This window comes from Mesonia mobilis DSM 19841 (genome assembly GCF_000423405.1).
Taxonomy (GTDB): Bacteria; Bacteroidota; Bacteroidia; order Flavobacteriales; family Flavobacteriaceae; genus Mesonia; species Mesonia mobilis.
Map to the genome: position 1 here is coordinate 522,969 of NZ_AUHX01000001.1, position 23,717 is coordinate 546,685.

Annotated in this window: 23 protein-coding genes; 11 read left to right on the top strand and 12 right to left on the bottom strand. The window is 33.7% G+C overall.

From position 1 onward, the window contains the following. Positions 1-77: 77 nt before the first annotated feature. From fabG to G551_RS0102400, 10 genes are all read right to left on the bottom strand, one after another. Entirely contained in the window at positions 78-824 is a 747-nt protein-coding gene (gene fabG, locus G551_RS0102355) for a 3-oxoacyl-[acyl-carrier-protein] reductase (RefSeq protein ID WP_027884058.1), read from the bottom strand. 112 nt (positions 825-936) lie between these two features. After that, positions 937-3,918: a M16 family metallopeptidase gene (locus tag G551_RS0102360; protein WP_027884059.1), complete on the bottom strand. Its 2,982-nt coding sequence runs from the start codon at positions 3,916-3,918 to the stop codon at positions 937-939. A gap of 111 nt (positions 3,919-4,029) precedes the next feature. After that, positions 4,030-4,902 (bottom strand): succinate--CoA ligase subunit alpha, encoded by an 873-nt coding sequence (gene sucD, locus G551_RS0102365; protein ID WP_027884060.1) that lies wholly within the window; start codon positions 4,900-4,902, stop codon positions 4,030-4,032. Between the two features lie 64 nt (positions 4,903-4,966). Then, positions 4,967-5,377 carry a nuclear transport factor 2 family protein gene (locus tag G551_RS0102370; protein ID WP_027884061.1) on the bottom strand — a complete coding sequence of 137 codons (411 nt, stop codon included), beginning with the start codon at positions 5,375-5,377 and terminating at the stop codon, positions 4,967-4,969. 1 nt (position 5,378) lies between these two features. Next, on the bottom strand, positions 5,379-6,314 hold the full coding sequence (locus G551_RS0102375) for a UDP-3-O-(3-hydroxymyristoyl)glucosamine N-acyltransferase (protein WP_027884062.1): 936 nt from the start codon (positions 6,312-6,314) through the stop codon (positions 5,379-5,381). Positions 6,315-6,330: 16 nt separating this feature from the next. Next, a complete protein-coding gene (efp, locus tag G551_RS0102380) occupies positions 6,331-6,897 on the bottom strand; it encodes an elongation factor P (protein WP_027884063.1) in 567 nt (188 codons plus the stop codon). 13 nt (positions 6,898-6,910) lie between these two features. Then, entirely contained in the window at positions 6,911-7,693 is a 783-nt protein-coding gene (gene lpxA, locus G551_RS0102385) for an acyl-ACP--UDP-N-acetylglucosamine O-acyltransferase (RefSeq protein ID WP_027884064.1), read from the bottom strand. A 4-nt stretch (positions 7,694-7,697) separates the two neighbouring features. After that, positions 7,698-9,101 (bottom strand): bifunctional UDP-3-O-[3-hydroxymyristoyl] N-acetylglucosamine deacetylase/3-hydroxyacyl-ACP dehydratase, encoded by a 1,404-nt coding sequence (locus G551_RS0102390; RefSeq protein ID WP_027884065.1) that lies wholly within the window; start codon positions 9,099-9,101, stop codon positions 7,698-7,700. Beyond that, positions 9,094-10,122, bottom strand: a complete 1,029-nt coding sequence (gene lpxD, locus G551_RS0102395; protein WP_027884066.1) for a UDP-3-O-(3-hydroxymyristoyl)glucosamine N-acyltransferase — start codon at positions 10,120-10,122, stop codon at positions 9,094-9,096. Before lpxD ends, G551_RS0102390 begins: the two co-directional genes overlap by 8 nt. 30 nt (positions 10,123-10,152) lie before the next feature. Continuing rightward, positions 10,153-11,376, bottom strand: coding sequence for an HD domain-containing protein (locus G551_RS0102400; RefSeq protein ID WP_027884067.1), 1,224 nt, complete (start codon positions 11,374-11,376; stop codon positions 10,153-10,155). 36 nt (positions 11,377-11,412) lie between these two features. On the opposite strand from G551_RS0102400, the gene porX reads away from it, so the two are divergent. The 6 genes from porX to G551_RS0102430 all read left to right on the top strand — a co-directional run bounded on the left by porX (position 11,413) and on the right by G551_RS0102430 (position 16,242). After that, the gene (porX, locus tag G551_RS0102405; protein WP_027884068.1) at positions 11,413-12,963 is read left to right on the top strand and encodes a T9SS response regulator signal transducer PorX; all 1,551 of its coding nucleotides are present in this window, start codon (positions 11,413-11,415) and stop codon (positions 12,961-12,963) included. A 6-nt stretch (positions 12,964-12,969) separates the two neighbouring features. Further along, complete coding sequence (gene tsaE / locus G551_RS0102410; RefSeq protein ID WP_027884069.1) at positions 12,970-13,383, top strand: tRNA (adenosine(37)-N6)-threonylcarbamoyltransferase complex ATPase subunit type 1 TsaE; 414 nt, start codon at positions 12,970-12,972, stop codon at positions 13,381-13,383. 322 nt (positions 13,384-13,705) lie between these two features. Then, positions 13,706-14,173, top strand: coding sequence for a hypothetical protein (locus G551_RS0102415; protein ID WP_240470463.1), 468 nt, complete (start codon positions 13,706-13,708; stop codon positions 14,171-14,173). A 62-nt stretch (positions 14,174-14,235) separates the two neighbouring features. After that, on the top strand, positions 14,236-15,432 hold the full coding sequence (locus tag G551_RS0102420) for an alanine dehydrogenase (protein WP_027884071.1): 1,197 nt from the start codon (positions 14,236-14,238) through the stop codon (positions 15,430-15,432). Between the two features lie 5 nt (positions 15,433-15,437). Continuing rightward, complete coding sequence (locus tag G551_RS0102425) at positions 15,438-15,815, top strand: hypothetical protein (protein ID WP_027884072.1); 378 nt, start codon at positions 15,438-15,440, stop codon at positions 15,813-15,815. Between the two features lie 85 nt (positions 15,816-15,900). After that, positions 15,901-16,242 carry a hypothetical protein gene (locus G551_RS0102430; protein ID WP_027884073.1) on the top strand — a complete coding sequence of 114 codons (342 nt, stop codon included), beginning with the start codon at positions 15,901-15,903 and terminating at the stop codon, positions 16,240-16,242. Between the two features lie 42 nt (positions 16,243-16,284). Here G551_RS0102430 and G551_RS0102435 read toward each other — a convergent pair whose 3' ends face one another. Together G551_RS0102435 and msrA are read right to left on the bottom strand one after the other, a co-directional pair. After that, positions 16,285-16,587 carry a hypothetical protein gene (locus G551_RS0102435; RefSeq protein ID WP_027884074.1) on the bottom strand — a complete coding sequence of 101 codons (303 nt, stop codon included), beginning with the start codon at positions 16,585-16,587 and terminating at the stop codon, positions 16,285-16,287. Between the two features lie 62 nt (positions 16,588-16,649). Then, complete coding sequence (msrA, locus tag G551_RS0102440) at positions 16,650-17,195, bottom strand: peptide-methionine (S)-S-oxide reductase MsrA (RefSeq protein ID WP_027884075.1); 546 nt, start codon at positions 17,193-17,195, stop codon at positions 16,650-16,652. 120 nt (positions 17,196-17,315) lie between these two features. On the opposite strand from msrA, the gene G551_RS0102445 reads away from it, so the two are divergent. The 5 genes from G551_RS0102445 (at position 17,316) to G551_RS0102465 (ending at position 23,712) form a co-directional block, all read left to right on the top strand. Further along, the gene (locus G551_RS0102445) at positions 17,316-17,978 is read left to right on the top strand and encodes an ABC transporter ATP-binding protein (protein WP_027884076.1); all 663 of its coding nucleotides are present in this window, start codon (positions 17,316-17,318) and stop codon (positions 17,976-17,978) included. Then, positions 17,979-19,691 carry an LIC_10190 family membrane protein gene (locus G551_RS0102450; RefSeq protein ID WP_027884077.1) on the top strand — a complete coding sequence of 571 codons (1,713 nt, stop codon included), beginning with the start codon at positions 17,979-17,981 and terminating at the stop codon, positions 19,689-19,691. After that, the gene (locus G551_RS0102455) at positions 19,684-20,451 is read left to right on the top strand and encodes a TIGR02757 family protein (RefSeq protein WP_027884078.1); all 768 of its coding nucleotides are present in this window, start codon (positions 19,684-19,686) and stop codon (positions 20,449-20,451) included. The genes G551_RS0102450 and G551_RS0102455 overlap by 8 nt, the downstream gene beginning before the upstream one ends. A 39-nt stretch (positions 20,452-20,490) precedes the next feature. After that, entirely contained in the window at positions 20,491-21,720 is a 1,230-nt protein-coding gene (locus tag G551_RS0102460) for a sensor histidine kinase (protein WP_027884079.1), read from the top strand. A gap of 66 nt (positions 21,721-21,786) precedes the next feature. Next, positions 21,787-23,712 (top strand): BatA domain-containing protein, encoded by a 1,926-nt coding sequence (locus G551_RS0102465; protein ID WP_027884080.1) that lies wholly within the window; start codon positions 21,787-21,789, stop codon positions 23,710-23,712. Positions 23,713-23,717: the final 5 nt, after the last annotated feature.

The window sequence follows — 23,717 nt, forward strand, 5'->3', positions numbered from 1 at the left end:
AATTGAAGTAAAAAAGTTAGTTTTCGATACAATTTTGATTTGTTTTACAGCACAAAATCATTCGAACTAATTAGGTTTTAAGTTAGCATTCCGCCGTCAACGTTAATTACCTGTCCGGTTACGTAACTACTTAAATCGCTACCTAAATACACACAAGCATTGGCGATGTCTTCAGGACTTCCGCCACGTTTTAATGGGATATTATCTCTCCAGCCTTGTACGGTTTTTTCATCTAATTTAGCCGTCATTTCTGTTTCAATAAAACCTGGAGCGATCACGTTAGTTCTAATATTTCTAGAACCTAACTCTAAAGCCATCGATTTAGAGAACCCAATAATTCCTGCTTTAGAAGCGGCATAGTTAGATTGACCGGCGTTACCTTTTACACCAACTACAGAACTCATATTAATAATGCTTCCGTGGCGTTGCTTTAACATGGTACGTTGTACGGCTTTAGTCATATTAAAAATAGACTTTAAGTTCACTTCAATTACTTTATCGAAGTCTTCTTCGCTCATACGCATTAACAGGTTATCTTTTGTGATTCCTGCGTTATTGATCAAAATATCGATACTGCTAAAATCTTTAGATACTTGTGCAATTAAATCTTGCGCTTCTTCAAAACTTGCAGCATTACTTTTATAGGCTTTTGCTTTAACGCCCATATTGGTTAATTCTTGTTCTAATTCTTCGGCTGCTTCTACCGATGAGCTATAGGTAAATGCCACGTTTGCTCCGTGTTGAGCAAAAACTTGTGCGATACCTCTACCAATACCACGACTGGCTCCGGTAATGATAGCATTTTTTCCTTCTAATATTTTCATAATTTGAATTGATTTAATAATAGCAAAGCCAAATATAATAATTCGCTTAGAGTTTTGGCATAAAAAAACCTCTCGAAATCTCGAGAGGTTTTCTTTTAAGTTGAAGTAAAACTTAGAGTTTTAAATCTTCTGAAGAATTTTCGTAATTAAATAAATAATCGATGTCTAATTCTTCCACTTCTCCTAGTTTAGACAGTGATTGCATATCGACATCTTCTTTGTTACCGATCACCATCACATTGTAATCTTGCCCTTTGATATTGTTGTTGAAAAATTCTTTTAGATCTTCCATCGTCATATCTTTAATCGCGTTGTACATTTCTTCACGATAATCGTGATCCATTCCGCGTTTTTTCAGGCTTTCGTAGTTCCAGAAAATAGAAGTTTTAGTAATTCTATCGGCAGCAATTTGCTTTAAAGTAGCTTCTTTTGCCGATTGAAATTGCTCTTCTGCTTCTGGCATATTCGTCATTAACTCCATCATCGCATCTACCGCTTGTGGCATTTTGTTGGCTTGTGTACCAATGTAAGCCATCACGTAATTTGGCTTATCTTTTTCACTTGCGGTTTGGTATGCAGAATAGGCTGAATAAGCCAACGATTGAGATTCTCTAATTTCTTGGAAAACAATAGATGAAAGTCCGCTACCAAAATAAGTATTGAACAACTCGGTTGCTGCCATTTTCTCCGGACTAAAATCTTCTCCTTTCGATAAGAAAACCATTTCTGCCTGCACCATATCGTAATCTACAAAGTACACTTTTTTACCGGTATCTACTTCTTTGTATTCTTTAGCTTCCGGATATTCTTTAAGTTCTGCAGGAAGTTTGTGGTTTTCGTCGATCGCTGCAACAGCTTTATCGAGATCTTTTCCGTAGTAGAAAATACGCTGTTTGTAATTACGCATATCTTTTACCTTTTGAACTAATTCTTCAGGATTTTTATTTTTTAATTCTTCCGAAGAATAAATATCACGCAATCTTGAATTTTCACCGTAACGACCGTAATTCATTAAACCGTTAAAAAGAATATTTCCTTTTTGCGTTTTATTGTCTTCACGACCTTTTAAGATCTGTTCTACATACTTATCGTAGGTTTCTTGATCTGCTTTGGCGTTGCTCCAAAGATCTTCTAATAATGCTAAACCTTCCGGTAAGTTTTCTTTTAATCCTGAAAGACCTACGTAAGTTTTATCGTTTCCAGAGCTTACAAAATAGTTGATCCCTAGTTTGTAAAACTCTTGTTTTATTTCTTCCGGTGAATATTTTTCGGTTCCTAAATAATCTAAATATCCTGCTGCCAGAGACAATTCTTTATCGTTGTCTTGCCCCATATCGAAAATGATGTATAGGTTGAATAAATCGTTATTCTCATTCTCGATATAAGCTACAGGCAAACCGCTTTCTGTTTCTGAATTTTGAATGGCTTGATCGTAATCTACATATTGCGGTTCTAACGCCGGAGATTCTGTTTTATTGAATTCTTTGATAAACTCTGATTGCTTATCGCGATTTAATTTTACAGGAGTAATTCCAGGATTTTCAACTTTCGCAATGTTAGAATCTTCTCCCTTACGTTTGTAAACCGCCACATAATTATCCTTATAATGTTTGTTTGCGTAGTTCACTAAATCTTCTTTGGTCACCGATTTTAAGTCTTCAATAAAATCGACCTGATCTTGCCAATCTTCAAAGTGAATAAACGCATCCATATACGCGTAAGCTGTTGAAGAAGCATCTTCGTACTGACGAATTTCTGATAGTTTTAAATCGTTGATCACGGCTTCTACTAACCAATCGTCAAATTCACCTTTTTTGATTTTTTCAATTTCAGCTAATAATAATTCTTTTACTTCATCTAAACTTTGATTAGCTTTTGGCATCCCATAAAGTAAATGGAAACCATAATCATTATTAAAGTTGGTAAATGAAGATGCACGCTGAACTTTTTGCTGCTGATTTAAATCTAAATCGATTAAACCAGCTTGAGAATTAGCTAGAATATAATCGATAAGTGTTACGATTTTTTGGTCTTTACTTCCTACTCCATCGGTTCTAAAAGCGACGTAAACAGACTCTGAAGTTGGTCCGAAAACCTCTTTTTCTACCGGAGCTGTAATGGGTTGCTCATCCGGGAAACTTGGGTGAGAAACTTCTTTTTTCTCATAATCACCAAAGGCATCGTTTACTTTTTTGATGGTTGCATCATAATCGATATCTCCTACTAAAACAACTGCCATATTGTTAGGCACGTAATATTTATCAAAGTAAGCGTGAATCGCTTCCATGGAAGGATTTTTAAGATGCTCAGACTTACCGATCGTACTTTGTGTACCATAAGGATGCGTTGGGAATAAACCTTCTAAAGTAGCTTGGTATTGTTTACGACCGTCGCTGTCTTGCCCACGGTTAAATTCTTCATAAACTGCTTCTAATTCGGTATGAAATAAACGTAATACTAAATTACTGAAACGCTCACTTTCTACATTTAACCATTTGTCTAACTCGTTAGAAGGAATTTTATTTACATAAACGGTTTGCTCGTTAGAAGTAAAAGCATTAGTCCCTTCAGCTCCTAAAGAAGCCACCATTTTATCGTATTCATTCGCGATGGAATATTCTGAAGCTTTTTGAGAAACAGAATCGATTTGCGTATAAATTGCTTTCTTTTTTTCAGGATCTTGTTCAGCTTTATGCTTTTCATATAAATCTGAAATACTATCTAAAAGCACTTTTTCGGTTTCCCAATCTTGGGTTCCTATTTTATCGGTTCCTTTAAAAACCATATGCTCTAAATAGTGTGCTAAACCTGTATTATCTGCAGGATCATAAGTAGAACCGGCACGAACGGCAATTAAGGTTTGTATTTTAGGTTCTTCTTCATTTTTGCCTAAATACACTTTTAGCCCGTTGTCTAACGTATATAGACGTAAACCGGTTGGATCGTTTTTAAAGGTTTCGTAAGAAAAACCAGCCTCATCGGTATGATGGTATTGGTCTTCTGCATCCTTGTCTTTCTCTTCTTTATCGTCGCCGCAACTAATTAATGCTACAGAGCCCAGAAAGAAGAAAATTGGTAAATAAAATTTCTTCATAAGTTAGTATTAAGTTAAGTAACTCTTAAAAATAAAAAAAGTTCGTTAGTTATAAGACACTAACGAACTTTAAATGTTACAAAATCTGTTAATTTTTTAACAGAACTATTTTTATGCAAGCGCTTCAGCTACTTTTTTACCAATTTCAGCTGGAGAATCTACTACGTGAATTCCGCATTCGCTCATAATTTTCTTTTTTGCTTGAGCAGTATCTTCACTACCACCAACAATTGCACCCGCGTGACCCATTGTTCTTCCTGCAGGAGCAGTTTCACCAGCGATAAAACCAACGATTGGTTTTTTAGAACCGCTTTCTTTATACCATTGTGCAGCATCGGCTTCTAATTGACCTCCAATTTCACCAATCATTACTACACATTCTGTTTCTGGATCGTTAATTAATAACTCAACCGCTTCTTTAGTAGTTGTACCAATAATTGGATCACCACCAATACCAATTGCAGTCGTAATACCAAGACCTTGTTTTACTACTTGGTCTGCTGCTTCGTAAGTTAAGGTACCTGATTTAGATACGATACCAACTTTACCTTTTTTGAAAACGAAACCTGGCATAATACCAACTTTAGCTTCACCCGGAGTAATTACACCCGGACAGTTAGGACCAATTAAACGACAGTCTTTATTTTGAATATAGTTTGAGGCTTTAATCATATCTGCTACCGGAATACCTTCAGTAATTGTGATAATTACTTTGATTCCTGCATCTGCTGCTTCCATAATTGCGTCTGCTGCGAATGCCGGCGGCACAAAAATAATAGTCGTGTCTGCTTCAGCTTCTTTTACAGCTTCTGCAACAGTATTAAAAACCGGTTTTCCTAAATGAGTTTGACCACCTTTGCCCGGAGTTACACCTCCTACAACATTAGTACCGTAATCTATCATTTGTTCAGCGTGAAAAGTACCTTCACTACCGGTAAATCCTTGAACAATTATTTTTGAATCTTTATTTACTAAAACGCTCATAATTTTTTTCTTGATTTGTTGCCTTGCAAATTTAATTTTTTAAAAGTAACTCTAAAAGTTTTTACTAGTTTTTTGGAAGAAAAGATGAGATATTTTCTTCAGAATCGTCTCCCGGTTGACTAATTAAGTAACCTTCGTATAATTTATTGTCTTTTATCTCCCAGATACACATAAAATGTGCTAATGCTCCATCTTCTTCCGGATCTTCAATCGTGTTGGCATGGTAAGTAAACCTGATCGCTACTTTATTATCTTCTTGTAGCAAATGCGTGATTTCACAAGAAAGACCTTCGTAAGACTTACCAAGATCTGAAGACATTCTAGAAAAATCTTCAAAATCTAGTTTTGAAAACCCTGAACTAGAATTCCAGTAGATCGTAGCGTCTTCGTGAAGATATTTTTCTAATAAAGAAGTATCTTCATGAAAACCAGAGGTATAAAAATCTTGTACTAATTGCTTTTCTTTGGATTGCATACTAAAGTTTATCTATTTTTTCAATTAGACTTGGGATTAAACGAATAGAGGCTATTTCTTTATATTTTTTTCTGAAAGTATCTGCCGGAGTACCAAAATAAGAAGTATGACCTGCTAACGATTTGCTTACGCCACTTTGCGCTGAAATGACTGCTTTTTCACCAATGGTAATTCCGCTCGTGATTCCTACTTGGCCCCAAATAGTAACTTCATTTTCTATCACAACACAACCGGCAATACCCACTTGCGAAGCGATTAAACATTTTTCACCAATTACCGTATCGTGACCAATATGTACTTGGTTATCTATTTTTGTGCCTTTTTTAATAGTCGTATCGCCAGATACACCACGATCTATTGTACAAGCTGCGCCAATATCTACATTATCTTCAATAAGTACGCGTCCGCCAGATTTTAGCTGATCGAAACCTTCAGGTCGATTTTTGTAATAAAAAGCAGAAGCTCCTAAAACGGTGTTTGAATGAATGGTTACGTTATCGCCAATTTCTGTATAATCATAAATGCTCACATTTGAATGAATAATACAGTTCTTACCAATTTTTACGTGATTGCCTATAAAACTATTAGGTTGAATCACGGTGTTCTCTCCTATTTCTGCGGAAGAAGAAATATTCTCCACAGATTTTTGAAAAGGCTTAAAATAATCGGTAAGCTTATTAAAATCTCGAAACGGATCGTCTGAAATTAACAAAGCTTTACCCTCTGGACATTCTACTTCTTTATTGATAAGAATAATAGTTGCCGCAGATTGTAAAGCTTTATCGTAATATTTTGGATGATCTACAAAAACAATATCACCCGGAGTAACTACATGAATTTCATTCATCCCCTCGACCGGAAAATTTGAATCACCAACAAATTCAGCATTAATAATGGTTGCGATTTGTTGAAGTGTGTGCGTTTGCGGAAACTTCATATAGTTTTCAACCTATTTATTCTTTAATACGTTCTTTGTACGTACCCTTTTCGGTTTCAATTTTAATTTTATCACCTTCATTAATAAATAAAGGTACATTTACTTCTGCTCCGGTTTCTACCGTTGCCGGTTTGGTAGCATTAGTTGCCGTATTTCCTTTTACACCCGGCTCGGTATGCGTAACTTCTAGAATTACACTTGGTGGCATTTCTACAGAAAGTGGCGCATTATCTTCCGAATTGATAATTACGGTTACCACTTCTCCTTCTTTCATTAATCCCGGTGCGTCTAATGCAGATTCTACTAATCTGATCTGCGTATAATCTTCTGTATTCATAAAATGATAGAATTCACCATCATTGTATAAAAACTGAAATTTATGCGTTTCTACACGAACATCATCAATTTTATGACCTGCAGAAAAGGTATTTTCAATAGTTTTTCCTGTAGTTACACTTTTTAATTTTGTTCTTACAAATGCAGGACCTTTACCTGGTTTTACGTGTAAAAATTCAATAATTTTATAAATATCGTGGTTATAACGAATACATAACCCGTTTCTAATATCACTTGTACTTGCCATTTCTGTTTATGTTTTAATTTGAAAAATAACCCTTCATAATTCCGCGTTGAGAATTCTTGATGAATTCTAAAATATCATCTCGCTCTGGAGTTGCTTCCATTTCTGCTTCGATGATCGTAACGGCTTGAGAGTTATTATAATTTTTTTGATATAAAATTCGATAAATATCTTGAACTTCTCTAATTTTTTCTGTTGAAAAACCTCTTCTACGTAAACCAATAGAATTGATCCCAACATAAGATAAAGGTTCACGAGCAGCTTTTACAAATGGCGGAACATCTTTTCTTACCAAAGAACCTCCGGTAATAAAGGCGTGACTACCTACCATACAAAATTGCTGAATAGCAGTCATTCCCGCTAAAACTACGTGATCTCCTACTGTAATATGACCTGCTAACGTACTATTGTTCGAAAAAATACAGTTGTCACCCACAATACAATCGTGAGCAATATGGCAATACGCCATAATCCAACAATTTTTACCGATCACGGTTTTCATTCGGTCTGAAGTACCTCTATTAATGGTTACACACTCTCTAATGGTTGTGTTATCACCAATAATGGTTACGGTTTCTTCATCGTTAAACTTTTTATCTTGTGGTACCGCTGAAATTACAGCTCCCGGAAAAATACTTACATTTTTACCAATACGAGCACCTTCCATAATGGTTACGTTAGAACCGATCCAGCTTCCTTCACCTATTTCCACATTATTATGAATGGTAGTAAAAGGCTCAATCACTACATTTTTGGCTATTTTAGCTCCCGGATGTACATATGCCAATGGCTGATTCATAAAATTACGCGTCTTTTGATTTTACAATTTGTGCCATTAATTCTGCTTCGGCACATAATTTACCATTTGCAAAAGCATAACCTTGCATATGGCAAATACCCCTTCTAATTGGAGTAATTAAATTACATTTAAATATTAATTGATCTCCCGGAACTACTTTTTGCTTAAACTTCACCTTATCGATCTTCATAAAATACGTTAAGTAGTTTTCAGGATCTGGAACTGTACTTAAAATAAAGATTCCGCCGGTTTGCGCCATTGCTTCTACAATTAAAACACCGGGCATTACCGGAGCTCCAGGAAAGTGACCATTAAAAAATTGCTCGTTCATCGTCACTCCTTTTGTACCGATCACATATTCATCTGTTAATTCGAAAATTTTATCGACTAATAAAAATGGCGGACGGTGAGGAAGCATTTTCATAATTTGATTCACATCCATTAAAGGAGGTTGATTCAAATCTACTTGCGGAACGTTATTTCTCTTTTCATCTTTAATGTGCTTCGCTAATTTCTTAGCGAATTCTGTATTTACAAAATGTCCAGGTTTTGTAGCAATTACTTTACCTCTAATTCTTGTACCTATTAAGGCTAAATCACCAATAACGTCTAGCAGTTTGTGTCTCGCTGCTTCATTTGGATGATGTAAAGTAAGATTATCTAAAATTCCGTTAGGTTTTACAGAAATTTCATCTTTATTAAAAGCTTTTCTTAGCTTTTCCATTGTATCTGAAGAAAGCTCTTTATCGACATAAACAATTGCATTATTTAAATCGCCACCTCTAATTAGTCCGTGTTCTAAAAGGGTTTCTAACTCGTGTAAAAAACTAAAGGTTCTAGAGTCTGAAATTTGATCTTTAAATTCTGAAAGACTTTTGATCGAAGCATTTTGAGTTCCTAAAATTTTAGTCCCAAAATCAACCATCGTCGTAATTTCATACTCATTTGATGGCATAATAACGAGCTCGCTTCCAGTTTTTTCATCTACATAAGAAATCACGTCTTTCACTACGTATTCTTCTCTGGCAGCATCAAGCTCAGTTTTTCCTGCTTTCTCTAAAGCTTCAACAAAAAATTTAGAAGAACCATCCATAATTGGAGGTTCACTTTCATTCATTTCAATTAAAACATTATCGATCTCTAAACCTACACAAGCCGCTAATACGTGCTCACAAGTTTGAATAGAAACGCCGTTTTTTTCTAATGAAGTACCTCTTTGCGTATCTACGACATAACTTACATCGGCAGCAATTTCTGGAGCACCTTCTAAATCTACTCTCTTAAATACATAACCTGTATCTGCAGTTGCCGGCTTAAAGGTTAAAGTTACTTGTTTACCGGTGTGCAAACCTACACCTTCTAAAGTAACTTCATTTTTAATAGTAGTTTGGTTAATTTGTTCAGCCATTAGTATTTAGCTTTTTTTCTATTTTATGAAGTGTTTTTATTGAATTTGGTAAATTTTTAAAGTGTACGTACGATTTATTAAAATCGTTATAACCCAAAGCGGGAGAACCTTGTAAAGCTTCATCGTCTTTTACATTACGACCAATCCCCGATTGTGCTTGAATACGAACACGATCACCAATGGTTATATGACCAACAATACCTACTTGACCACCAATAATACAATTTTTACCAATCTTGGTTGAACCGGCTACACCGGTTTGTGCAGCGATCACGGTATGTTCTCCAATCTCTACATTGTGTGCAATTTGTATTTGATTATCAAGCTTTACGCCTTTACGAATTACTGTAGAACCTAAAGTTGCACGATCGATACTTGTACCGGCACCAACATCTACATTATCTTCAATAATCACATTCCCAATTTGTGGTACTTTGTCGTACTCTCCTTTTTCGTTAGGTGCAAAACCAAAACCGTCGGCTCCAACAATAGCTCCGCCGTGAATTACACAGTTATTCCCAATAATGGTTTCTGAATAAATTTTGGCTCCGGCAAATACAATTACATTATCGCCAAGTTTACTATTATCTCCAACATAAGCATTCGGATAAATCTTTACGTTATTACCGATTTTTACATTTTCACCAATATACGCGAAAGCTCCGATATAGATGTTTTCTCCGTGACTTGCTGTTGAAGCAATGTAAGACGGGTTTTCGATTCCTGTCTTACTCATTTTTACTTGATTGTAATATTCTAACAACTTAGAAAAAGAATTTCGAGCATCTTTGACCTTAATTAGTGTCGCCGATATTTCTTTTTCTGGTTCAAAATCTTCATTAACAATGCAAATGGCTGCATTGGTTGTATATATATAATGAGTGTATTTCGGGTTTGATAAAAAAGTTAAGGAAGAAGAATGACCTTCTTCTATTTTAGAAAGTTCAGAAACCTCTGCTTCCGGATTTCCTACAATAGTACCTTCTAAAACTTCTGCAATTTGTTCTGCTGTAAATTTCATTCTGACAAAAATAGAAAAAATTGTTAATCTTTATGGTTTTGGATAACAGATATAATATTTTACTACCGGTTTGGTGAGTGCGCTAAGGTTAAATTGGTCTGAAGCTTTGATCACATCGCTCACTTTACCATTTTTATAAAGGATGTTGATATTCTCTACATCATCACGATAAGCAAGGTTAGAAACGCTTCCTTTAAACACAAAATAATTAGCTTCTTCTTTACTTATATTATATTTCTGCTGAAGTTCTTCTAAGTGTTTTTCAACTTTACCGCTTTCAATCGGCGTTTTCTTCAGTTTCACTTTTAAAAGATCTCTATTGATGATTGATTTGCAGAGATTTTTCAGTACAAAGTCGTCACAAGAAATCCATTCTTTCATCGCTGAAACAATATCGTAATCGTCTAATTTGCTAAACGTATGCAAGGTTTTATCGGTAAAATTTTCAAAATTCATTTCATTCTTTAAAAAGAAAGAAAGTGCTTTACTTGCCGGAAGCTCTACTCCTTTTCCCGATAGTTCTTTCGCTCTTTTTAATACGCGAATTAATAATTGCTCGGCACCTAAACTGGTTTTGTGTAAATAAACCTGCCAATACATTAATCGTCTGGCTACCAGAAATTTTTCTACCGAATAAATTCCTTTTTGCTCAACCACCAATTCATCGTTATTCACGTTAAGCATAGTAATTAAACGTTCGCTGTTAATATTTCCTTCAGCAACTCCGGTATAAAAACTATCACGCTTTAAATAATCTAAACGATCGACATCAAGCTGACTTGCAATAAGCTGTTTAAAAAACTTTCGGTGATATTCACCTTTGAAAATTTGAATGGCAAGCGTTAAACTTTGGTTAAATTCAGCATTCATTTTTTCCATAAATTGAAGCGAAAGCCACTCGTGACTCACTCCACTTACGATGCTATGTTCCATTGCGTGAGAGAACGGTCCGTGCCCAATATCGTGCAATAAAATGGCGATAAGCAGCGCTTCTTCTTCCTTTTCAGAAATTTTAACTCCCTTAAAACGAAGCACCTCCAACGATTTTCGCATAAGATGCATGCAACCCAACGCATGATGAAATCTTGTATGTTGCGCTCCCGGATAGACCAAATAAGACATGCCCATTTGAGAAATTCGGCGCAATCTTTGAAAGTATTTATGCTCGATAATGTCGAATATACGTTCGTTAGGAATGGTAATAAATCCGTAAATTGGATCGTTTAATATTTTGAGTTTATTACGTGAATTCAAATTGATAGTTTAATAGAAAAAAACAAATATACATATATGAATAATATCAAGGTACTTTGGGTAGATGATGAAATAGATTTATTAAAACCTCATATTTTATTTTTAGAGAAGAAAAACTACGAAGTTACCACTTGCCAAAGTGGAACTGAAGCTATAGAAGAAGTTGAAAACCAAAACTTTGACATTGTTTTTTTAGATGAAAACATGCCGGGTTTAACGGGTCTTGAAACTCTTGCTGAAATAAAAGAGAAAAAAAATAATCTTCCGGTAGTGATGATCACTAAAAGTGAAGAAGAATATATTATGGAAGAAGCTATTGGTTCTAAAATAGCAGATTACCTTATTAAACCGGTGAACCCTAATCAAATCTTGCTGAGTTTAAAGAAAAACTTAGATCATTCAAGATTAGTTTCAGAAAAAACAACTTCCAACTACCAACAAGAGTTTAGAAAGATCGCCATGGATATGTCGATGATCAATTCTTGGGAAGGTTGGGCTGAACTTTACCAAAAACTTATTTATTGGGAAATTGAACTAGAAAATATCGAAGACACCGGTATGTTCGAAATCTTGGAATCTCAAAAATTAGAAGCCAATACCCAATTTTGCAAGTTTGTAGAAAAAAATTACACCGGCTGGTTTGATGGTGATGAAGATGCGCCAACGCTTTCGCACCAATTATTTAAAAAGAAAATTGTCCCGGAATTAAGCGATAAGCAACCTACGCTACTTTTAGTGATCGATAATTTGCGCTACGACCAATGGCGAGCTTTTGAACCCATTATTAATAATTACTACAAAAAAGATAAAGAAGCAGCGTTTTCAAGTATTTTACCAACCGCTACGCAATATGCTAGAAATGCGATCTTTTCTGGGTTAATGCCTTCAGATATGCAAAAACTTCATCCAGATTTATGGCTGAATGATACCGATGAAGGCGGAAAGAATATGCACGAAGAAGAATTTCTGCAAGCTCAAATGAAGCGTTTAGGCTTAGATTATAAGATGGAATACTATAAAATTGCCAGTCTAAAAGCAGGTAAAAATTTAGTGCAGAATTTTAAGCAACTTAAAAACAATGACTTAACTGCGGTAGTTTACAACTTCGTAGATATGCTTTCACACTCTAAAACTGAAATGGAAGTGATTAAAGAACTTGCTTCTACAGATAAATCTTACCGATCGTTAACAGAAAGCTGGTTTAAAAACTCTCCATTGCTAGAAATGATTCAAAAAGCGCAACAATTAGGTTTTAAACTTATCATTACAACTGACCACGGAACAATAAATGCTCAAAACCCGTCTAAGGTTATTGGAGATAAAAACACGAGTTTAAATCTACGTTACAAAACTGGAAAGAGTTTAACCTATGAAGATAAAGATGTGATAGCTGCAAAAAACCCTAAAGATTTTCATTTACCAAGTATAAATATGAGTAGCTCTTATATATTTGCAAAAGGAGATTTGTTTTTTGCATATCCTAACAACTATAACCATTACGTAAGTTATTATAGAAACACCTATCAACACGGCGGAGTATCTTTAGAAGAAATGGTGATTCCTTTCTCGGTGCTCAGCCCAAGATAATATATTATGGAAATTACTTATAATATAGAGCAACTGCCAGAGGTTGCTGAAAAAATCTTAAAAGTGTCTTCTACCAAGACACTTTTATTTTACGGTGAAATGGGCGCCGGCAAGACCACTTTAATCAAAGAACTAGCAAAACAATTAGGTTCTAAAGATCGAGTATCGAGTCCTACCTTTTCTTTAGTTAATGAATATCACGCAGAAAATGATTATATTTATCACTTTGATTTTCATAGAGTTGAAGATGAAAAAGAAGCTTACGATATCGGTTTCGAAGAATATTTACTGGAGAGCCATTGGGTTTTTATAGAATGGCCAGATAGAGTTAAAAATTTACTTCCCACAAAAATCTTGAAGATTTCAATAGAAAAAATTTCAAATAAAACAAGAAAAATTTCAATTTCTACTGAAATTTAAAATGTTAAATCGAAAAATACAGCCACAGCAGTTATTTGTAAATAATTGATTATCAAATATATATGTTGTTAAAAACGGACAAAGGTACGGTAAAGAAAATTAAAAATTTTAACTAATTTCTTTCTAGGTTTGTACCAGAACAAAACGAAAAAACAACTTTAATAAACTTAAAAATTAATTATTATGAAATTAAAAAACGCTATCTTCGCCATCGCAGCATTAGGATTTTTAGTAACATCTTGTTCCCCACAATCTATAGATGAGCACACAACACAAGACAACATCCAAAACATCGATAAATCGAAAATCATCGTCCCTTCTAATGGGTAGCATTATTGCTTTTTCAATAGCAATATCACCTTACATATTTTATTCTTATAGAAGTTTCCCTCAACAAAAAGTGTGGGAAACTTTTTTATTTACTTATGAAGCCAATTGGTATCAAGAAGTATATACTAGCGTTTGGACGTTTATGGGAAAGTTTATTCCTTTATATTTACTTACAATTTGGTTCCTAACTTGTAAACATTGGTGGTATCACGTAATTTTGATTCCTATAGGGATGTTTTTATTTCAATTAATTAGTGCTATTAATGACGATATAAAGTTCTCTGATGAAATTGAAATATGGTATCTTGTTCCAATCATGGCGGTTATTGTACCTTTAGTTTATTTAATTCGGGCTAAGATTTTTGCGAGTATGCATAATCCTTCGTTAGAAGAGATTGAATATGAGCTACAGAACAAAAAAAATATCTTCTCTCACTTTAGAGATTTATTTCGCAACTAATTAAATTCTCTTTTGCTAATCAGCAATATTTTTCATTTCTTTAGTTCATTATCTTAGAAATAATGAACAAACCAACCACTCCATTTAGTCAACGAGAACTTCTTCCGCAGGAAGAAATGCTTGAAATTCAAAAGAAAAAAGGTGAACTCTTTATTGGTTTACCCAAAGAGACTTCTTACCAAGAAAAAAGGGTTTGTTTAACACCCGATGCGGTAGCAGCAATCACTGCCAATGGTCATCGAGTTTTAATAGAAAGTAATACCGGTGCAGACGCAAATTTTTCAGATAAAGATTATAGCGAAGCCGGAGCAGAAGTAACTAAAGATACTTCTAAGGTTTTTGCGTGTCCGATTATTTTAAAAGTCGAACCGCCATCACTTAAAGAGTTAGAAATGATGAATCCGCAGACGACGCTTATCTCTGCGCTTCAGCTTAAAACTCAAGAAAAAAGCTACTTTCAAAAACTTGCCGAAAAAAGAATTACTGCACTTGCTTTTGAATTTATTAAAGATGAAGACGGTACTTACCCGGCCGTTAGAGCGCTTAGTGAAATTGCCGGAACTGCTTCGGTGCTTATCGCTTCAGAAATATTAGCAAGCCCGAAAGGTAGCGGACTCATGTTCGGCAATATTAGCGGAGTTCCTCCTTTAGAAGTTGTAATTATTGGTGCAGGAACCGTTGGAGAATTTGCAGGAAGATCTGCTTTAGGTTTAGGAGCAAATATTAAGATTTTCGATAATTCATTAACTAAATTACGTTGTATTCAGACTAATTTAGGTAGACCACTATATACTTCTACCCTTCAACCCAAAAATTTATTAAAATCTTTAATGAGAGCAGATGTGGTGATCGGCGCCGTTAGAGGTCAAGATCGATCGCCGGTGATCATTACAGAATCGATGGTCGAAAATATGAAACCCGGTTCTGTAATTATTGATGTGAGTATCGATATGGGGGGTTGTGTAGAAACTTCAGAAATTACTACTCACGATCATCCAACCATTAAAAAATACGATGTAATTCATTACGGGGTTCCAAACATTCCTTCCAGATATCCGAGAACTTCTTCAATTTCAATTAGTAACATATTTACGCCTTATTTACTTCATATTGGTGAAGAAGGTGGTTTAGAAAATACTTTAAGATTTGATCGTGGTTTAAGAAACGGTTTGTACTTTTACCACGGAATTTTAACCAACAAATCGGTTGCAGATTGGTTTAATCTCACGCACAGAGACATCAATTTGCTTATTTTTTAAGTAATATGAAATTAATTCATCGTATAGGCTATTACCTTGGCGGTTTTACCATTGGTATTGTTATTCTTATCTTTTTTTTAAGTGGAAAGAAAACTTCTTGCGATTACGGTCCTAACGCACGAGTTTTAAAAAATATTAGAAGTAAACATAAAACTTACACTGCGGAAGCTGAAAAGCAAATGAAAACTTTTCAATTAGATTCGATTTTTATAGATCAAACTCTACAAACCGGTGACGTTTTATTTAGTGAAAGTGAAACTTCTTTAGATTCTTGTAATGTGTATTTAGTTGAATCGAAAAAGGATGAAAAAACCTTTAAAACAAGTTTTAGAAATTGCGATAGCTTGGTAACAATCTTAACTATAGACTATCAAAAAAATTAATATAAGTTTTTAATATTATCGCTTCAATTTAAAAGAAACTTTTTTATTATTGTTTTCGTTAAGCACTAAAACTAAGCTATTGAATATGAAACGAGTTATCGTAGATTATAAAAAATTAACTCCAGAAATTTTAGGAATGTTGGTTGAAAAATATCCTGACGGATATGATGACGATCACATTATCACGTTTAAAAATGCCAAAAATGAAACGGTTGAAGCGGTTGAAGTAAGAACTGAAGATTGCATTTACTTAGTAAAAGTAAGTACACGTCTTGAAAACACGATGGCAAATTATGATGAAGATGATTATGAAGATGAAGATCTAAACGAACCTATTGTAGATATTCCTGAAAGCGTCAAAATTTCTAAAGAAGATCAAGAAGAAATGGAAGACGACGATGAAGATGATGAAGAAGACGAGGATTAAAAATAAAAAAAAGGCTATCGAAATTTGATAGCCTTTTTTATTTTACGAAATCACTTCGGTATACTGAATGTCTTCTACTTGATTCTTCTTCCAAACAAAGTTATAAATCCACATTAACGTGAATGTTGGTATAATATCTGTAAACGGTAAAATCTCTTCAATGAAAACTAAAATGGAAGCTATTTTACCTTTTTTAGAAGGATACATTTCCTGCATTTTTTTAGCCGCATAAGGCGCCCAAGCAAGATCTAGAAAAGGACCAACAACCGGTATTGCACTACTTAACATACCAATACCATCATACAGTAATCCTTTTAGTAACAATTTATTTTTCAGGTTTTTCATAATTCATTTTAATTAATTCAACTATACAATAGCAAAAAACCTGCCGAAATTTAATTGAAGCTTTAAGCAGATCTTAGCTTATGCGCAAAAACCTCTTTGAGTTTCTTAATTTTTGGGTCGATGATAAATTGACAATAAGGCTGACTTGGATGATTATTATAGAAATTTTGATGTTCAAATTCCGCTGAATAAAAAGGAGAAGCTTGCGTGATTTCAGTTACAATTTTACCGTCAAAAACTTCCTCATTTAAACGATTGACCACTTTTTCAGCTATCAATTTTTGTTCTTCAGAATGATAAAAAATCGCACTTCTGTATTGTGTTCCCACATCATTACCTTGTCTGTTTAAAGTAGTAGGATCGTGAGTTGTAAAAAAGACCAACAATAATTCTTCATAACTAATTAAAGTTTCGTCATATTTTAGTTGAATGGCTTCTGCGTGACCAGTCCTTCCCTGCACTACTTCTCGATAAGGTGGGTTTTTTATATTTCCACCCGTAAAGCCGGAAACAATATGACTTACACCTTCTAAACGCTGAAAAACTGCTTCTGTACACCAAAAACATCCGTTAGCAAAAGTTGCGGTTTTTATATTTTCTGTATTCATTTTTTATTTTAAAATTAAGCCTAAAATCTGAATCTAGAACAACAAAACTTATAAAGCTTTGTTATCATACGATTGTTCCTACAAAATAGTTTATTTTAGCATTACAAATTTATTAGCTGAATGATCACTGCTCAAAATATTCATAAATATTACGATGATTTGCACGTGCTTAATAACGTAAATCTATCGATAAAAAAAGGAGAAATTGTTTCAATCGTTGGCGCTTCCGGAGCAGGAAAAACCACATTATTACAAATTTTAGGAACATTGGATTTTGCGACCAAAAACAAAAAATCTTCTCTAAAAATTAATGACATTGAAATTTACAATTTATCTAAAAATGAATTAGCAGCCTTTAGAAATAAACACATTGGTTTCATTTTTCAGTTTCATCAATTATTACCAGAATTTACGGCTTTAGAAAATATTTGCATCCCTGCATTTATTAATAAAACTGAAAAAGCTGCTGCAGAAAAAAGAGCATTAGAGTTGTTAGAGTTTTTAGGTTTATCGCACCGTAAAAACCATAAACCTTCTGAACTTAGTGGTGGTGAACAACAACGTGTTGCGGTTGCGCGTGCGTTAATCAATAATCCTGAAGTAATCTTAGCCGATGAGCCTTCGGGAAATTTAGATTCTGAATCTGCTGAAAATTTACACCAGTTATTTTTTAAATTACGAGAAGAATTTGGGCAAACATTTGTGATCGTTACACATAACAAAGAACTCGCCAATATGGCCGATAGAAAACTCACCATGGTCGACGGCACAATTGGTTCGTAAATGATTATCGTTTTACTCTCTTTTCTCTACATTTTTTTTTCTGCCAGTAGCTGGGGAGTAATTACTGCTAAAATTTTTAAAGTTGAAAAAAGTCACGCGATCATTAAGCAGTTATTGGGTTTATTCTCGATCTGTCTGTTTACTTCTATTTTTGCTTTTTTCAGTCGAATAAATATTGAATTTCATCTCGTTTTATTACTGCTGAATATCATTTTCGTAGTTTGGCAAAAACATGAACTTTTCAGCATATTTAAACATTATCACATTGCTTTTAAATCTTTCAGTAAGTTTTTAAAAGTTTGTTTTGCTTTACTTAGTCTTTTTATTTTGGCTCAAGCTGCTTCTGCCCCATTCGTTATCGATAATGAATCATATTATCTACAAACTATTAAATGGCTCAACGAATATGGTTTTGTGAAAGGTTTAGCAAATCTACACCTGTTTTTTGCACAAAATAGTGGTTGGCACATTTTGCAAAGTGCATTCAATTTCAGCTTTTTATATGATCGTTTAAATGACTTAAGTGCCTTTTTATTTTTGATGATGAATTTTTTCGCATTCGAGAAAATCAACTTGTTTCTACAGAAAAAGAGTTTTCAATTATCCGATATATTTTTAGCGATTATTCCGTTAGGAAGTATTTTATTTTTTCAATTTATAAGCGCGCCATCTTCAGATATTCCGATATTTTTAATTTCATTTTTACTGTTTCATTTACTGCTGAAACATTGGGAAAATATTTCAAAAGAGATCTTTATCACAATTTACCTACTTTCTTTTTTCACCATCTATATTAAAGTAAGTACAATTTTTATAGCCTTTTTACCTCTCGGAGTTTTAGTTTTTCATTTTCAGCAATTAAAAAGAAGCACACCTTCAATGTTCATAGTTGGTACTTTTACGCTATTATTAATAATCCTTAAAAATCAAATTTTAAGTGGTTATCCTTTATTCCCTATCCAAGAAATTAATTTTATCGATAGTGATTATAGGCTTCCTGAATCTTATAAATTTTATTTCGAGCGTTCTTTTGTAAAAGACGGATACGATATTAGTTATCGTCATTTCAAAAATTTATCTATCGTAGAAAAATTCCTGCAATGGCTTTCTATAAAAGGCTTAACAGGGATAGTCAATAAATTTATTTTGGTTTTAATGTTATGCTTTCCGATTTTTATTATAAAATCAAAATACAAAAAACCATTAGTATTTATCTACTTTTTAGCGGTCATTCAGTTATGCGTTTTGTTTTTAACTTCACCGCAATACCGTTTCTTTTTGGTATTTGTTCTGGCATTTATGGCGATTATTTTTTTCAGCATATTTCAGCAAAAAAAATTACTCAAAATTCTTTTAGTCTTCGGAATTATATTCAGCGCAATCCCTCTATTTTTTAGCTTTCAATTAGCAAAATTCACTAACAATCAATTCACCCAAAATAATAGTCAGTTTCAATTTAAAAATATCGTAGTTCCGCATAAAAATTCGAAATACGAATATGTGTATCAAAAAGAAAAAATAGGGAACTTAGAATATAACAATCCGGTTAACCAAAATTTTTTCTGGATTACCGGCGATGGCGAATTACCTTCCATAAAAAAGGAACAAATCGAGTTTTTCTATAAAAATTTTCATACTATTCCTCAATTAAGAACCGGAAAATTAAAGGACGGTTTTTATGCCAAACCCGTAGAAAATTTTGAAGATGAATAAAAAGGAACTCCGCGATTTTTTAGATTTTAAAGTTGCTCAATACAATCAACCAGAATTTATTGAAACCGATCCAATTCAAATTCCGCATTTATTTTCAAAAAAAGAAGATATTGAAATTTCAGGTTTTCTAACCGCAACCATCGCTTGGGGAAATCGTAAAAGCATTTTAAATAATGCCCGAAAATTGATGGAATTGCTGGATATGAGTCCGCACGATTTCATTTTAAATTTTAAAGAAAAAGATCTAGCACGATTTGATGGTTTTGTGCATCGCACGTTTAACGACATAGATTTAAAATATTTTCTTATGTCGTTGCAAAACATCTATCTACATCACGGCGGTTTAGAAGAAGTTTTTGGTAAACACGCGACGCCAACTTCTACACAAACTGCGATTCACGAATTTAAAAAAGTGTTTTTTGAACTTCCACATTTAAAACGGACACAAAAGCACGTGAGCGATCCTTTAAAAAATTCAGCAGCAAAACGCATCAACATGTATTTACGCTGGATGGTTAGAGATGATGAAAAAGGAGTTGATTTTGGTTTTTGGAAAAAAATTTTACCTGCAGCGCTTTCTTGCCCTTTAGATGTACACAGCGGAAATATTGCTCGAAAATTAGGCTTACTCAAAAGAAAGCAAAATGACGCGAAAGCTTTGGCAGAATTAGATAAAAATTTGCGTAAACTAGACAAAAAAGACCCTGTAAAATATGACTTTGCGCTTTTTGGAATTGGCGCTTTTGAAAAAGATTTTTAATAATTTTTTTCTTAAATTTGTCTTAATATTCTTCTTAAGATGATTAAACCAGAGATTCCGAAAAATGAGACTTTTAGGCTTCAGGCTTTAAAAGAACTCAACATTTTAGACAGCAAAGCAGAACAAGAATTTGACGATCTTGCTTCGCTAGCTTCTTATATTTGTGAAACTCCAGTGTCGTTAATTACTTTTTTAGAAGAAAAAAGACAGTGGTTTAAATCTCATATTGGTACCGATTTATGTGAAACCGATAGAGATATTTCTTTTTGCGGTCACGCTATTAATCATCCTCAAGAATTAATGATTGTTGAAGATGCCACCAAAGACGAACGTTTTGCCGATAACCCATTAACTTCTTTAAAAGATACTCCGGTGATTTTTTATGCCGGAATGCCACTTACCGATAAAATGGGAAATGCTTTAGGAACGCTTTGTATTATCGATCATCAACCTAAAACACTTACCGAGACGCAAAAGTCTAAATTAAAAACGGTGGCCAATCAAGTAGTAAAACTTTTAGAACTTAGATTAAGAAACAATAAGCTGAAAACTATTGAAAAAGAGTTAAGAGCTAAAAATGAATTACTGAAAAATTTTGCAGGTGTGGTTTCTCACGATATGAAAATGCCACTTACTAATATGATCGTAACTGTCGATATTTTAAAAGAAAAATACAGCGCGCAATTAGATGAAAAAGGAAAACAATATTTAAAATATCTAAAACAATCTTCATTCACCTTAAGCGATTATATCACCAAAATTTTAACGCATTACGAAAGTGATAAATTTGATGATCTAGAAGAAAGCGAAACTTTCGATATTCATCACCTGTTAGAAGAAATTGTCGATCTGTTTAATATTCGTGAAGATTGTGAAATTAATTTCCCGGAGCAAAACATCGAACTTCACTGTAATCGTGTTGCTTTAGAACAAATTTTATTGAATTTAATTGGCAATAGTTTAAAATACAATGACAAGGAGAAAATCGTGATCGATGTAGAATGCTACCTTCATCAAGATGTTTATAATTTTACCGTAAGTGATAATGGTATGGGAATCCCAGAACATAAACAAAAAGAGATTTTCGAACTTTTTTCTACCGTGGCAGAAATTGATAGAAATGGGAATAAAGGTAACGGCATCGGACTTTCTACTGTTAAAAAACTAATCAATAAAATGGGTGGCGATATTAAGGTGACTTCAACCTTAGGAGAAAAAACCAGCTTTAGCTTTAGCATCAAGAAAAATACTGTGAAGAAAACCGCATAAAAACGCGGCGAACATCACAATTTTGCGTTTCATTTTCTATATTTGAGACTCTATAGAAAACGACGAATGCTATTTAAACATCCGCAACTTCTTTACGCGTTATTTTTACTGATAATCCCTATCATTGTTCATCTTTTTCAGTTAAGAAGATTCAAAAAAGAATATTTTACCAACGTTAAGTTTTTAAAGAAAGTTCAGTTAGAAACTCGTAAAAGCTCACAAGTTAAAAAATGGCTAACGCTTTTAGCAAGACTTTTAGCTTTGGCTTGTTTAATTCTAGCTTTTGCGCAACCTTACTTCCCAGAAACTTCGCAAACATTGCAAGAAAAAGAAACGGTTATTTATCTGGATAATTCGTTTAGTATGCAACAAAAAGGAGCTCAAGGTGAATTGCTGAAAAAAGCCGTACAAGATCTTTTAACAGAAATTCCAGAAAATTATAGCTTTTCGTTAGTTACCAACGACGAGGTTTATAAAAACACCACCAAACAAGAACTTACTGAAGAATTACAGCAAATTAATTATAGCGCCACTTCGTCAAATTTTAAAACCAACTATTTACGAGCGCAAAATCTATTTTCAGAAAAGGCAGATGTGCTTAAAAAATTTGTAGCGATTTCAGACTTTCAGCAGCAAAATGTAGAAGATTTAGATTTTAATGCTGAAATTGAAAATACGATCATTCAATTAAAACCGGAAAGCAATTTTAACGTAAGTATCGATTCTGTTTTTGTAAAAGAAAAAACGATTGAAAATACCGAATTGCAAGTAAACCTTTCTGCGGCCACAACTACAGAAGAATTATTTACGGTAAGTCTTTACAACCGCGAAAATTTGATGGCTAAAAGCAGTGTAAGTTTTGCTGAAAACAAAATTGCTCCCACCAGTTTTAGCGTTCCTACCAACGAAAATATTGAAGGTGTTTTACAAATAAACGATAATAGCTTGCAGTTTGATAATCGCTTGTATTTTTCACTTCAACAAAATGAAAAAATAAAAGTGGCTGCAATTAGCGATGCCGACAATGCTTTCTTGAAAAGAATATACACCAAAACTGAATTTGAGCTGAATCTCATTAACAGCGATCAATTAAACTACAACGAACTTTCTGAGCAAAACCTCATTATTCTCAACGAGTTAAAAACGATTCCGCAAGGTTTGTCGACGATCTTAAATGAACATATTGAAAATGGCGGAATGTTAGCTATTATTCCTTCCGCAGAGATCAATCAATCAAGTTATCAACAACTTTTTAGTTCGTTAAATTTAAGTTCGCTTCAGCAAAAACAGGATGAAGAATTAAAAATCACGAATATTAATTTTTCGCATCCGTTGTACCATAATGTTTTCAACAAACAAATTAAAAATTTCGACTACCCAAAAGTCAATTCTTATTACACGACTACAAACGCCGGTGATCAAATTTTAAATTACAATAACGGACAGGCGTTTTTGAAGAAATTTGGGAATAGTTATGTGTTTTCTTCAGCCATCGATCAAGAAAACAGCAACTTTAAAAATTCGCCTTTAATCGTTCCTACTTTTTATAATATTGCGAAACAAAGCCTACAATTACCACAACTTTATTACATTAATCAAGGGACAAATACGATCGAGATCAATGTCAATTTAAATGAAGATGAAGTGGTAAAAGTGCAAGATTCTAGTCAAAGTTTTATTCCGTTACAGCAACGTTTTGCCAATAAAGTAAGACTTACCCTACAAGACGAGCCAAAAACAGCCGGTAATTACGATTTAGTTGCTCAAGAAAATAACTTAAAGCAAGTGAGTTTTAATTACAGTAGAGATGAAAGTGAACTTATTTTTACCGATTTTTCTGACTATAAAAACATTACCCAACAAGACTCGATCACAAATTTCTTTACCCAAGAGATTAATGCTAATCAAATGAACTTTCTTTGGAAATGGTTTGTTATTTTTGCATTACTATTTTTAGTGATTGAATTTTTACTCTTAAAGTTTCTAAAATAATATTG